Source organism: Roseofilum halophilum BLCC-M91, from assembly GCF_030068445.1.
In the GTDB taxonomy this organism is placed as follows: domain Bacteria; phylum Cyanobacteriota; class Cyanobacteriia; order Cyanobacteriales; family Desertifilaceae; genus Roseofilum; species Roseofilum halophilum.
Genome location: NZ_JAQPOK010000147.1, coordinates 1 through 13,324 on the forward strand (window position 1 = coordinate 1; position 13,324 = coordinate 13,324).

Here is a 13,324-nt window from a genome sequence, read left to right on the forward strand (position 1 = left end):
GAATACTACGAGCTGATAGGGGCCTCCGTTGTACAACCACTCATCTAAGGAAGCTGCTTCCCAGATGGGGTAGAAGTGTAGACCGATCGCATTTGAAGAAGGAACAACTGCACCAGAGATGATGTTGTTTCCGTACAGCAAGGAACCCGCTACGGGTTCGCGGATGCCGTCGATGTCTACGGGAGGAGCTGCTACGAAAGCGATGATGTAGCAGATGGTTGCGGTTAAGAGGGTGGGGATCATCAGTACGCCGAACCAGCCTACATAGAGGCGGTTTTCCGTGCTGGTTACCCACTGACAGAACCGCTCCCAAGCGCTCGAATTGGAGCTTTGTTGAAGAGTTGTGGTCATGTTTATATGATGGCTATTTATTTTTCTAGGTTCTGTGGCGGTTTGTTTCCGTCCACATTTCCAATTTGACATCCTCCCCGGTCTGAAGACACGGAGATTCCTAAATCTCACGATTTAAGCTTTCTGCTTCTTAGCAACTGCCTCCACTCCTTAGCGAGTTTTACGGTCTTACGTTCGCTCCACAGACTATCCCCGCAAGCCCTGCGGTTCTTATGTGTTGAAATCTCAAGTGAGAACTTCCACCTTTCTAATATAAACAATTTTATGTAGTTTTGTAAAGCCTTTTTAATTTAGCGATCCTGATGATTGACATTAACTGAGCTTATCGGTTTAATAGCGAATTCTCGGATCGATATAAGCATTGAGAATATCGATCGCAATACTGGCTATCACCACAATAGACGCGAAGAAGACCACGACCCCTTGAACGGTGGTATAGTCGCGATCGCTAATCGCCTCATACAACCGATTACCCAAACCCGGCCAAGAAAACGTCACCTCCGTCAACACCGAACCCCCCAACAGTGCCGCCAACGTCAACCCCAAAATCGTAATCACTGGAATCAGGGCATTTTTCAGGGCATGAGACACCAAAATCCTCAACTCCGGAATCCCCCTTGCCTTCGCCGCTTCCACATAATCCGCCTTCAGCGTTTGTTGCAGATTCACCCGCACAATGCGCTCAAAAATCCCACTAATCAACAACCCCAACGTTAAAGATGGCAGCGCCAAATGATGAATCGACACCCAAAGCTGTCCCAAATTCCCACTTAACAGACTATCAATCAGATAAAGCCCCGTCGGCCCATTGGGAGGCGTTGCCCCCAGAGCAAAGCGAGTTCCCAGAGGAAACCATTGCAGCTCTACTGCAAAAATCAACTGCAACAGCATCCCCGCCCAAAACGGCGGCACGGAATAAGTAATAATGCTAAACAACCGCGCCCCCACATCCAAAGGCGTATTTGGGCGAGAAGCTGCCAGCGTACCAATCGTAATTCCGATCGCCAGCGCCACCGCCATACTGCACACCGCCAACTCCATCGTCGCCGGAAAATGCAAGCCAATGATATCCCAAACCGTTTGTCCGCGACTGGTTAACGATGTCCCCAAATCCAACTGCAACAAACGGCCCAAATAATTCAGGTATTGCAATCCCAGGGGCAAATCCAACCCCAACTGTTGCCGTAACTGCTCCTTCGCCTCGGCGGATGCTCTGGCTCCATAAATAGCATCCACCGGATCGCCCGGAGTCGCCCTTAAGAGTAGGAAGACCAAAGTCACAATCAGCCACAACATCAGGGGAGCCAGAAGCAAACGAGTCAGAATATAATACTGGAGAGCCTTAGAACGGGACATAAAAGCGGTAACTTAACAATCAGTCCTTATTTTAGGGGCGATCGGGGGCCTCAATAGCTGAGAATTTCCAGATCCACAGGAGCTGTTCCAGAGTTGAGCATCCCCATCTCGCGGGCTGCTTCCTAAGATAAATCAATAATCCGTTAGCCACGAAGCTCAGTGTGGTTCTGTGATCTGCTGCAAATATTCACAAAATTTATGAATAAAATATTTTGACAATTTCTATTAAATGTTAAAATATTTTGAAATGCTGAAAGTATTTTTATTTGAAAACAGCAATAAAATCTAGATGAGTAGGGACGATCGCAACCAAGAAAAGTCACGGATTGTCAATTGGACAGGTTTCCAAGGAAAGACCCTCTGGGACTGGTTACAACTTCTTTTGGTTCCGCTATTGCTGGCGGTTGGTGTTGCTGTACTAGAAATAGCAGAGAGCCGAAGGCAAGAGGAGAATTTAGCTGAACAATACAAACAGCAGATTCTTAGAGACTACTTCAATGATATAAACTCTTTGATTTTTGACAGTGATAAATTTAAAAGTTTGCAAGATTCACCTGCTTACGATCCCCGCAGGGAAGTGTTAGGGGCAAGGACTCTTTCCGCTTTAAAAATTTTTGGTGAAGATGAAGATAAAAAAAACCAAATTATTAGGTTTATTGCAAGTTCTTCCCTGTCTAGTCTAATTCCTATCAGAAGGGCAAATTTGTCTGATTTGGACTTATCAGGTGCTACATTAACTGGTGTTGACTTGAGGGCAAGCAAGTTGAACAATACTGACCTAACAGGAGCAAATTTGGGAGAAGCTTACCTATGCTCATCCGATCTCAGTGGTGCTGATCTTGAAGGCGCTATTCTTACTAATGCACGCTACAATAAGTATACCAAACTAGAGGGTGTCAAGAATTTATCTAAAAAGCAATTAGATCTAATGGATGAAAAGTCAGTTGATTCATGCGGGCCGGATACTCTCGAAACGACAAAAGACTCGGATGATTCTGCTGCTGAGGACGAGACAGACAAGGAAAGTTAGAGGGAGAGGAATTCGAGTGGATGCTAATATTTAATCGGACATGATATGATTTCTGGAATTACTACCCATCAACAGAAAACACTTGGAGAACAGCGCTTGACTCTGCATGGATTAGCCTGGGAAAACTATCAACAGATTCTCCAGGGTTTACCCGAAAGTCGAGCAGTACGGCTGATTTACGATCGCGGAACCCTAGAATTCATTATGCCCCTAGAAGACCATGAATTTGCGGCTGAGTTAATAGGGGTATTTATTCGGGTGTTAGTCGCAGCCATGGGACTGAAGCTCAAATCTATGCGCTCTACCACTTTAGCGCGTCCAGACTTGGATCGGGGTGCAGAACCGGACAATGCCTACTATATCCAAAATCAACCTCAAGTTGCCGGTCGCAAAGTGGATTTACAGCAAGATCCGCCCCCAGATTTAGTGGTTGAAGTCGATATTACCCATACTGATATGGATAAAAATCAACTCTATGCGGCTCTGGGCGTGCCTGAATTTTGGCGCTACAATGGGCAAGAATGGCGGATCTATCAACTACAAGGAACCGTTTATCAAGAATGGGAGCGATCGCCAACCTTTCCCATAGTCGCAAAAGCAGATTTGTATCACTTTTTAGATCAAGCCCAAGAAGATGAAATCGCGGCGGAAGAAGCGTTGCGTCAATTGATTGGGGAAAGAATCGTTTAATGAAAAGAAAGGGTAAAACCAAGTTTTACCGATCGCTTATTACTTCGTCATCGGACTGGGAATAGATCCAATCTTGAATTTCGTGGGCGATCCAAGCCGCCTCATTCGGCCTTAAGGCAGCCGCGATCGCATAAGTATATTCTCCACTATAATTTTCGCAATGAAGTTTCACCATCGTGGCATAGTTTTCATGGTGAATAAAGACCCCCATTAACTGCTCGGAGAAACCCGTCTGGGTGAGGTAGCTCCAGCCAAATAACTTCCTTTCGATGGTAAATTTCTCTTTCTCGAACGTGACTTGGGTTTCACTGGCTACAAATAACAGGATTAGGACAACAATGGTTAAAAACACAACCAGCAAAATCAAGGGATTGTGAAGAAGTCTGAGAACACCCATAAACATCGTCCGGGTAATCATCAAGCTCACTAAAACAAGGGCAAGGGTTCTGAAAGTATTGCGCTCAAATCTAGGGGGAATCTCTAATTTTAACGTTCTGGGCGATCGCCAAATGTAAATCAGCGTATTGTCCGGTTTGGGCACATGGCGAAACTTAGCGCCCTCCGTGGTTTCTATCGCCACCGGTTGGTTATAGAGTTGATCGAAAGCATCCTGAGCGCTGCTAAACCGTTTTTCTAGGGCTGGATCGGTCATTTTCTCGATCCAAGTGATTAAATAAGGATTGAGTGTAGTGCGATCGCGAAACTGAATCCGATTTTCCCGATGGGGTAAATCAACCGGAGGAACCCCAGTCGCCACATGAATCAACGTCGCGCCTAATGCATAGAGATCTGAAGCCGCAACCGCACGTCCCCAAAACTGCTCCAACGGTGCATAACCACTCGTTCCCACCACCGTAAACGTTACCCCAGTCACCGCCGCTTGCGATTGCACCGCCCCAAAATCGACTAAGTAAACCTGCCCATCCTCACCCAAAATAATATTACTCGGCTTAATATCCCGATGCAGCACCGGGGGACTCAAGCGATGTAAATAGATCAGGATTTTCAACACCGAAGCCCCAATATCCTTCACCTCCTCCTCCGCAAAACGCCCCCCATTCTCCAACCGCTCCTGCAACGATGCACCCGGAATATACTCCTGCACCAACCCAAACCAAGGAACCCCTCCCCCCATCTCCTGATCCAGAGAAAAATAATCCCGATATTTCGGAATACAAGCATGATCGAGCGCTTGCAGCACCTGCGCTTCCCGTTCAAACAACTTCAGCTCATCCCATTGCATCTGCGGATTAAACGCCAACAGTTTCAGGGTTACCGGTTCATTGCTGCTTAAATCCGTAGCCAACCAAGTTTGACGACCTGCCGCCGTCCGTCCCAATTTCCGGTGTAGCTGGTATTCTAGGGGTTGGGAAGACGTTGATTGAACGGATAACACTTGTTCCGCTTGCAACATAGGATAGGGAGTTTTAAATGAGATATACACATGCTGTAGGGGTGAAGGGCCCTTCATCCCTACAATATCCCTACTATAGCAATGAGACACAGTTGTAGAGGCAGGTTTGAAACCCGCCTCCTAGAATTTCTCACCCTAAATTAATTTTCAACCAGTATTCTAGACAAGATAGTGAGCTAATCAAGGGATATTTATGGGTTTAACTGAAGATCTAGAAAACAGATCTCAAGCCGTCTTTGCTAACCTCTCTGCAACCATTAAAGCCAGAATGAAGGAAGCAACCGAGGAATTACACAGCTCTGGCATCATCCAGCAAGCTTGCCAACAAGGAGATATGGCTCCTGATTTCTCCTTACCCAATACCATGGGAAAAACCATAACGCTCAGTGAGTTACTCCAGAGCGGGCCAGTCGTTCTCTCCTTCTATCGAGGACAATGGTGTACGTTTTGCAACTTGGAATTACAAGCTCTTGAGCGGATTTCGCCCACTTTAAGGGATTTAGGGGCAACTCTTGTTGCTATCTCCCCTCAAACCTTCGAGAATTCATCCCACACGGTTGATAAACATGAACTCACCTTTGACGTTCTGAGCGATCGCCATAATTCCATTGCACAAAGCTATGGCTTAGTCTTTCGCTTACCCGAATCTCTGCGCGTCATCTATCAACGGTTGGATATCGATCTTCCCGCTTACAATGGCGATCAAACCTTTGAATTACCCATTCCAGCAACCTACGTTATTCGTCAAAACGGTCAAGTCGCTCTATCTTTTGTTAATGCAGATTACACGCAACGCCTCGATCCTCGTGACATTATAAAAATGTTACGCTCCCTTAAAAATGGGCAATTTTAAGCAAAAAGACCATGACCCATTACCAAAATAAAGCGCTTTCAGTGTACACTCGACACAGAAATTTATTCCAGGAAGTTGCCATGAAAGCGACAGGACATTGCCAGTGTGGTGCAGTTACCTACTCCGCCGAAGATGTAGAAACTGATGTGTACAGTTGTCACTGTAATATCTGTCTGCGATGGACGGGTGGCCCTGGGTTTGCGGTAAGTGTCGGTCAAGTCACCTTTGAGGGTGAGGCAAACATGAGTCGGTTCGATTCCTCAGAATGGGCCGAGCGCGGATTTTGTAATCGTTGTGGGACTCATTTGTTCTATCGCTTGAAAGAGGGCGATCGCTATATGCTATGGATGGGTACTTTTGATGATTTAACCCAATTTAAGCTGGCGGGAGAAATTTTCATTGACAAGAAACCCCACTTATACGATTTAGCAGGCGATCATCCACGGTTAACTGGGGAAGAATTTATGGCTTCAATAAGCAATTAACAATTAACAATTAACAATTAACAATTACAGCATTTATCGCTGTTATGACTAGCCCGTTTTGACTAGCGCGTAGTGCAGGAGTATTTTCTATGCCAATCGAAGGATTTTTTCAAATTACATTGATACTAGCTACATTTTTATGTTCTCTGGTGGCTGGCTTCCTCTTGGCATTTGCGATCGTCGTTATGCCAGGCATAAAACAATTAAGCGATCGCGAGTTTATTCGAGCGTTTCAGGTCATTGATGGTATTATTCAGAACAATCAGCCTGTTTTTGTCTTCCTCTGGCTCGGTTCCATCGTCTTTTTAATTGCCTCAAGTGTTCTCAGTCTTGGACAATTGGATAGAGTTGACTATCTCCTCATCCTCTTGGCTTTACTCGCTTATCTTCTAGGCGTGCAGTTACCGACCTTTACGATTAACATCCCCTTAAATAAGCAACTCCAATCATTGAAGATGGATGAGATGGATGAAGCCATGTATCAGTCTGCTCGTCTAGACTTTGAACCCCGTTGGAATCGATGGAACTTAATCAGAACACCTTTAGCTTGTTTAGTATCAGCTCTGTTAATTCTTCTCCTCTTCAGACTTTGAGGGAGTCATTTTGGTTTTTAATTGTTAATTGATTCCTGGAGCGCGTCCCATTAAACCGGTCATTAATCTTAGGGAAAAATAACGGCCGATGCGAAACTTCTGTAAGAAGAGTAATCCTAAACGGCGCGTCCAGACGACAGGGAACCAGTCAGTAGAAAACATGCGGTCTAAGAAATCGGTAAAACCAAGAATCATCCAGTTTTGAGGTTTGCGCCACTGTTGATAGGGTTTAAGGTTCTCTAGTTGGCCGATATCTTGGTTTTGAGTATGGGCGGTTTTGATCACTTCTGCTAACGTAGCAGCATCACGAATGCCCAAATTGAGGCCTTGTCCTCCCACGGGATGGCAACAATGGGCAGCATCTCCAGCCAGGGCAAGACGATGATCGACGTAGCGATCGCACTGCATTAATTGTACCGGAAACACAAACCGCGGCCCAGCCAGCTCTAACCGTCCTAAAATACCAGCCGTTCGATATTCCAACCGACGCAAAAACTCAGCCTCATCCAACTGTTGCAGCGCTTCGGCTTGTTCATGGGGAGCTGTCCAAACCACCTGTACCCGATTTCCCGGTAGGGGTAAAACCCCCATGGGGCCCGTATACCAAAACCGTTCAAAGGCTACATTATGATGGGGTTTTTCCGTTTTAATCGTTGTCGCCACACAAGATTGCCAATAGCGCCATCCTTGGGTCGAAATGTCTGCTGCTTGGCGAATCGGCGATTTTGAGCCATCGGTAGCAATGACTAAGCGACTCTCTATCACCACCGGTTCCGGATGTTCGGCTGAGTTCACCCAAACCTGAGCAAAATCATCAAAATATCTCACCTCTTGCACTTCGGCAGGACATAGCCACTGAATTTGCTCGGATTGATTAATCTGCTGTTGCAGGGCGGTTAAAATCACCCCATGTTCGCCCACATAGCCCAGATGATCCGTACCTAAATCTTCTGGCGTTAAATCCACCACCCACTGATTGGCATCCGATATCTGGATCTGGTCAAACTTAACGATTTGAGTCAGAATTTCCTCCCAAACCCCTAATTTCTCAAAAATCTTCCCAGACATCAAGGTAAGGGCATAGGCTTGGCGCTTAGAGGCGGCTTGCTCTTGGGGTTGAGCCTCGATTAGGGTAATGCTTAAGCCAGAGTCTTTTAAGGCACAAGCTAACGTCGCTCCCACAATCCCCGCGCCCACAATGGCGATATCTGTTTTGTAGGTTGGGTGGGGGTGAATACCAGATTGAGCTGTCAGGGGTGCAGCAATGGTCATAATTCAATTAAAAATTAAAAATTAGAAATTAAAAATGATGTCCTCTTCTGGTTATTGTGACGCGAAGATCGGTTCTGAGCAAGTTCAGCAAGAATCACCTATCCCCCATTCCCCCATTCCCCTATTACTCATATCAAGTCCGCTTATTCATGTCCGCGAAGCGGATTCATGTCCGCGAAGCGGATTCATGTCCGCGAAGCGGATTCATGTCCGCGAAGCGGAAATACCCGAATTAAAAATCCAGGGAGCAAGATGCTCCCACTCCAGTCATATCAAAGAATTCGAGGAGTGCGGGCATCTTGCCCGCTTCTTGAATCCAATTAACCGGATTTTATATCATTACTCTCAACCGCAAAGCGCTGTAACAGCTTCTCTAGTTGGGCAACTGTTCCCCTGGGAGAGAGACGGGGTAAGCGCTGAGGGGGACTGCCATCGACCACTAGAACTGGAATTTCATATTCATAGGCTTGCCACCAAGTGTCATCGGTGGTAATATCTCTCACTTCTAACTCAAAGGAAACATTCTGTACTTGTGCGAGCTTTTCCTGTAATCCCTCACAGAGATGACAGCCGGGCTTACTGTATAAGATTAAGCGCATAATCGGAAATTTTACAACCTATTGCGATCCCATTGTCTCACTCCCAGGATTAAAAAGGGGTTTTTCCGTCTATTCCCTCTTCCCCATTACCCATTGAATGGGCACAATCTTAAGGTAAACTAAAGAATGGAGGTCACACCATAATTAGGGTATTCAGTGTTCATGACCAATCTGACCGCAACTTCAGGCCAAGTTCACACCAACCTCGACTTACAGGAACTTAATCGCCGATTTAGTCATACCCATCCCTTGCATATCATTGGTTGGTGTTTGCAGAACTTTCCCACGGGTTTAGTACAGGCAAGCATTTTTAACGTTGATGATATGGTGATTACAGATATGCTGTATCGCTATCTGTGTCCCAAGCAGAAAATTCCGGTGCTGTTTGTCGATACGTTGTATCATTTTCCCGAAACTCTAGCGTTTATCTCGGAGGCTACAGCCTGCTATGACCTAGATTTGAAACTGTATAAAATGGCTAGTATTGCCACGCGCAAAGCCTTTGAAAAGTCTTACGGTACAGGCTTATGGGAACGTGACTCAGAAAAATTTGCCACGCTTACCCGTCGAGAACCCTTGGAACGGGGACTGAATGATTTAGGGGCGATCGCCTATCTGACGGGAAGACGACGGGATCAAATGAGTAGCCATCGCCAGATCGAGATTCTCGAACTTGACTCGATGGGACGCTTGAAAATCAATCCTCTCGCCTGCTGGCGAGGCCGGGAAACTTGGGCTTATGTGTATGAACATGAAGTGATGTATAACCCTCTGCATGACCAAGGCTATCCCTATATCAGCGATCGCCCAACCACCTCCTTAATTCCCAAACCTGTCGAAGATGAAACGCTCAAACGGTGGAGAGGAAGTCATAAAACCGAATGTGGGATTCGGTTTTAATCAGCTCTCTCCTCTTAAGACCTGCGATCGCTCCCAATAAAGAAACTGGGTTGGTGCAACAAGTTTCGACACTCAACCGCCATCTGGCTTGAAAAACCCGGTTTCTAGACCTCCCGTGATCGCAGAATTGGCCATCTCGATGACCTGCTCCTTCTTTGCTGCCTTCAAGCCAACACGATAGTGTCCTCCGTTCTGTTCCCACATCACCACAGCATCAGAACAATTGGCTCCACAGGTAGCTGGCACAAAATACCCCATAATCCCTTGGGCAAGGGTAACCGATTCGCCTTCTTCTGGAGGAGTCAAAGGCCCCGTTTGACCAGAAACTTCCCCCCAACGGCAAGCATTTCCCCCATTACAATCCGGACTAAATCCAAGCAGCACTTGATATTCAGAACCCGAAACCTCTGTGGTAATAGCATAAACCTGGGGTTGCTTTTCCTCTTCAGGAAGCACACTCGGTAAAAGGATCGGTAACTGAGTCTGGTTCTCCAACTCGGATAAAATCGGGGCAAACACCGTATGGGGTAATGTGGCCTCAGCCCTGAGAACTGGGGGCGTTGCTCCCCCTGACGGCTGTTCAGTTGCAGCCCCAGAAGCAGGGGAAGCCGTTGGCGATCCAGAAGAGGCAGAAGAACGGACTATCGGGGACTCTTGACAAGCCGCAAGGGTAATGGCTATCAAAAGAGCCATCAGTTTCATCGGGGACAAGCATACTGTATTCATAGCAAAAATCACGATAGACGCTACAGAACTCTGTAATACTCTTCGGCGATCGCCCCAATCAGTCCGGCACGATCTAAACCATTAATAATCCGCCGAGCGCCCCGAAAATCCCTCGTTGACCCAGCAATAAAATGGCCCAAGCGATACCCCGTAAACGTTCCATCGCGCATTCCAATCACCAGAATTCTGGCCGCGATCTCCCAATCCTTAGCCAAACTGGGATTTCCCACCAAATCAATCCCCAACCGTTGAGACCAATCCGTATAATTACGCCGTCCCGTAATTTGCACAAACCCCCGTCCCTTATACCGAGGCCCATCTCCATACTGAGCATTCCCCAAATCCGAGCGATACTCATAAGCCCAACCACTGGCAAACTCTTCCATCCATTTACCTAACCGAGATTCATGCTCGGCCGTAGCCAAAATATAAGCAATCTGTCCCAGATCTTTCACATTCGCCGCCTCAGCTTCCCGGATAATCAAGGGAATCGAATCCCAAGCATAGGAGCGCACATCGGGATAGGGAATCGAGTAAATCACCTTATCGAGATCCACAGACAAGAGCAAATTACCATAGGGTAAATAGGTTTCCACCTCTTGACCCGATAAAGCTGACCAAGTTTTTTGCCCCGCTACCCCATCATCGACTAAATTATTGGCTCTCTGGAATTGTTTCAGGGCCAATTCTGTTCCATCGCCAAATAGACCATCAACCGGAGAATTAGCCGGTAACATCTTGGCCTTTTTCAACAGATCTTGCAGGATTTTCACCTCATCCTGCAAATCTGTGAATGTGATCCCATCTCCCTTGCGTAACACGGGATAGCGGAGTTTCTTCGGCGTTGCCGACTCCAGAGCGGCCCAGGTATTGGGCCCCACAAAGCCATCGGCCCTTAAGCCTTTCTTGCTCTGGAAGGCTTTGACCGCTTGTTCGGTGATCGAGCCAAAGAGACCATCGACCGGATCGGTGGGTTTGAGTACCCCCGCTTCCTTGAGTAAGTTTTGCAGGTACTTGACCGGTTCTTTCAGGTCGGGATAATAGATGCCGTCACCTTTTTGTAAAATGGGCTTGTTGCTGGCCATAATTCAGTTTGGGTTGGGTGTAATTGTGATCTTCTTTCAAAAATACAGGATTCTAATTCAATTAAAAATTAAAAATTTTCAGTAAAGGCGACAGCCGAAAAAATTAAAAGTTATGGATAATCGGTAATCCCCTATCCCCCCATCCCCCATTCCCGGAATATGTCACCATATAGAGAGTCTCTAACCCTTGCCCTATGGCTCAATCGAATTTACAGAAACTCGGGTCTTACCTGCGCCCCCATTGGAAATCCGCAGGCTTAGGTGTTTTTGCCCTTTTAATTGTCAATGCTCTGGGGGTTTATCTTCCTCTGCTCATCCGGGATGGAGTGAATAATCTACAGGTGACTTTTAGCACCCAGACGGTGTTTAGTACGGTGGTGTGGTTATTGGTGTTAGCCTCGATCATGTGGGCAATTCGCATGGTTTCGCGGATTCTGTTGTTTGGGGTGGGTCGTCAGGTAGAGTTTGACCTCAAACAGGCCATATTCGGGCATTTCCTGCGCCTAGATTCGGGGTATTTTGCCACCCATACGGTGGGGGACTTGATTAACCGGGCGACCTCGGATGTGGACAGTATTCGCCGTCTGCTGGGGTTTGCGGTGTTGAGTTTGGCGAATACGTTTTTTGCGTATGTGCTGACTCTGCCGGTGATGCTCTCGATTCATTTGCGCTTGAGTTTGTTGGCGATCGCCGTTTATCCCCTAATGTTATTCGCCGTCCAGATTTTCAGCACCCGACTCCGCAAGGAACAGCAAGACGTACAAGAAGAACTCTCCCGCGTGAGCGATCTGATCCAAGAAGACATGAGTGGCATTTCTTTAATTAAGATTTATGCCCAAGAAGACAATGAACGGCAAGCCTTTCGCCAACTCAATCAGAAATTACTCGGTGCAAACCTCAAGTTAGCCCGAACCCGTAATTTTCTCTTTCCCTTAGTGGAAGCCTTAGCTTCCTTAAGTTTGCTGGTCATTCTCTGGATGGGGACTCAAGAAATTGCCAGGGGTGCGATTACCATTGGGGACTTTTTAGCCTTACTGCTTTATGTGGAGCGGCTTGTTTTTCCCACTGCCTTACTCGGTTTTACCATTAGTGCCTATCAGCGCGGAGAAGTGAGTATTAACCGCATCGAAGAAATTCTTAAAGTACAACCCAAAATCAAAAATGATGCCCAATCTCTAGAAATCAAAACTGCCGCTAAAGGTCAATTGGTTGCCCGGCATCTTAGCTATACCTATCCCGGCAGTTCGACTCCGGCTCTAAATGATATTAATTTCACTATTCATCCCGGTGAAACCATTGCCATTGTGGGGCCGATTGGTTCGGGAAAATCCACCCTAGCCAGAGCGATCCCCCGACTGTTGCCAATTCCCCAAGGTCGGGTTTTTCTCGATGGTTATGATATTACTAAGCTAAATTTAGCTCCCTTGCGATCGGCGATCGCCTTTGTGCCTCAAGATAGTTTTTTGTTTAGTACCACGATCAAAAACAATGTGCGCTATGGCGATCCTCTGGCAGAACAATTAAGAGTTGAAGGGGCGGCAACCGTTGCCCAAATTCATCCAGAAATTCTCAATTTTCCCCAGCATTACGAGACTCTAGTCGGCGAGCGAGGGATTACCCTATCGGGTGGACAACGACAGCGAGCGGCATTAGCGCGAGCCTTGCTGATTGATGCGCCGGTGCTAATTTTAGATGATTGTTTATCGAGTGTGGATAATCAAACGGCAACCGGAATTTTAAGAAACTTGTCTACCGGAACGCGCAAAAAAACCGTATTGTTTATTTCTCATCAACTGTCGGCTGCGGCAACGGCCGATCGCCTCTTGGTCATGGAACGGGGTACGATTGTACAAGTGGGAACCCATCGAGAACTGATCCAGCAAGAGGGACTCTATCAGACGTTGTGGAATAAACAACAGTTTGAGGAACTGCTGAAATAGAACGTTAGACCCAGTTAGGCATTACCAGCA

13 protein-coding genes and 1 pseudogene are annotated in these 13,324 nt (G+C 46.8%); 7 read left to right on the forward strand and 7 right to left on the reverse strand.

The genetic code is table 11. The features are described 5' to 3' along the window. Both PJF56_RS18695 and PJF56_RS18700 read right to left on the reverse strand, forming a co-directional pair. Window positions 1-351 (reverse strand): annotated as a pseudogene (locus tag PJF56_RS18695) (photosystem II q(b) protein); the annotation flags it as partial. A gap of 330 nt (window positions 352-681) precedes the next feature. After that, window positions 682-1,707 (reverse strand): ABC transporter permease, encoded by a 1,026-nt coding sequence (locus tag PJF56_RS18700; RefSeq protein WP_283764224.1) that lies wholly within the window; start codon window positions 1,705-1,707, stop codon window positions 682-684. A gap of 289 nt (window positions 1,708-1,996) precedes the next feature. Here PJF56_RS18700 and PJF56_RS18705 point away from each other — a divergent pair, with 289 nt between their 5' ends. Continuing rightward, window positions 1,997-2,737, forward strand: coding sequence for a pentapeptide repeat-containing protein (locus PJF56_RS18705; protein ID WP_283764225.1), 741 nt, complete (start codon window positions 1,997-1,999; stop codon window positions 2,735-2,737). Window positions 2,738-2,782: 45 nt separating this feature from the next. Then, window positions 2,783-3,427, forward strand: coding sequence for a Uma2 family endonuclease (locus PJF56_RS18710; protein ID WP_283764226.1), 645 nt, complete (start codon window positions 2,783-2,785; stop codon window positions 3,425-3,427). 25 nt (window positions 3,428-3,452) lie between these two features. On the opposite strand, the gene PJF56_RS18715 is transcribed toward PJF56_RS18710, so the two are convergent. Further along, window positions 3,453-4,841, reverse strand: coding sequence for a serine/threonine protein kinase (locus PJF56_RS18715; protein ID WP_283764227.1), 1,389 nt, complete (start codon window positions 4,839-4,841; stop codon window positions 3,453-3,455). Between the two features lie 193 nt (window positions 4,842-5,034). On the opposite strand from PJF56_RS18715, the gene PJF56_RS18720 reads away from it, so the two are divergent. The 3 genes from PJF56_RS18720 to PJF56_RS18730 all read left to right on the forward strand — a co-directional run bounded on the left by PJF56_RS18720 (window position 5,035) and on the right by PJF56_RS18730 (window position 6,772). Continuing rightward, a complete protein-coding gene (locus PJF56_RS18720; protein WP_283764228.1) occupies window positions 5,035-5,694 on the forward strand; it encodes a peroxiredoxin-like family protein in 660 nt (219 codons plus the stop codon). A gap of 80 nt (window positions 5,695-5,774) precedes the next feature. After that, a complete protein-coding gene (locus PJF56_RS18725) occupies window positions 5,775-6,179 on the forward strand; it encodes a GFA family protein (RefSeq protein ID WP_283764229.1) in 405 nt (134 codons plus the stop codon). Window positions 6,180-6,268: 89 nt separating this feature from the next. Continuing rightward, window positions 6,269-6,772 carry an anthrone oxygenase family protein gene (locus tag PJF56_RS18730; protein ID WP_283764230.1) on the forward strand — a complete coding sequence of 168 codons (504 nt, stop codon included), beginning with the start codon at window positions 6,269-6,271 and terminating at the stop codon, window positions 6,770-6,772. 24 nt (window positions 6,773-6,796) lie between these two features. On the opposite strand, the gene PJF56_RS18735 is transcribed toward PJF56_RS18730, so the two are convergent. After that, on the reverse strand, window positions 6,797-8,044 hold the full coding sequence (locus tag PJF56_RS18735) for an FAD-dependent hydroxylase (RefSeq protein ID WP_283764231.1): 1,248 nt from the start codon (window positions 8,042-8,044) through the stop codon (window positions 6,797-6,799). A gap of 320 nt (window positions 8,045-8,364) precedes the next feature. Beyond that, window positions 8,365-8,643: a glutaredoxin family protein gene (locus tag PJF56_RS18740; RefSeq protein WP_283764232.1), complete on the reverse strand. Its 279-nt coding sequence runs from the start codon at window positions 8,641-8,643 to the stop codon at window positions 8,365-8,367. Window positions 8,644-8,805: 162 nt separating this feature from the next. Here PJF56_RS18740 and PJF56_RS18745 point away from each other — a divergent pair, with 162 nt between their 5' ends. Further along, a complete protein-coding gene (locus tag PJF56_RS18745) occupies window positions 8,806-9,543 on the forward strand; it encodes a phosphoadenylyl-sulfate reductase (protein ID WP_283764233.1) in 738 nt (245 codons plus the stop codon). A 72-nt stretch (window positions 9,544-9,615) separates the two neighbouring features. Here the strand turns inward: PJF56_RS18745 and PJF56_RS18750 are convergent, their stop codons facing one another. Further along, window positions 9,616-10,236, reverse strand: a complete 621-nt coding sequence (locus PJF56_RS18750) for a hypothetical protein (protein WP_283764234.1) — start codon at window positions 10,234-10,236, stop codon at window positions 9,616-9,618. Between the two features lie 53 nt (window positions 10,237-10,289). Continuing rightward, window positions 10,290-11,354 (reverse strand): peptidoglycan-binding protein, encoded by a 1,065-nt coding sequence (locus tag PJF56_RS18755; RefSeq protein ID WP_283764235.1) that lies wholly within the window; start codon window positions 11,352-11,354, stop codon window positions 10,290-10,292. 194 nt (window positions 11,355-11,548) lie between these two features. On the opposite strand from PJF56_RS18755, the gene PJF56_RS18760 reads away from it, so the two are divergent. After that, complete coding sequence (locus tag PJF56_RS18760; RefSeq protein ID WP_283764236.1) at window positions 11,549-13,294, forward strand: ABC transporter ATP-binding protein; 1,746 nt, start codon at window positions 11,549-11,551, stop codon at window positions 13,292-13,294. Window positions 13,295-13,324: the final 30 nt, after the last annotated feature.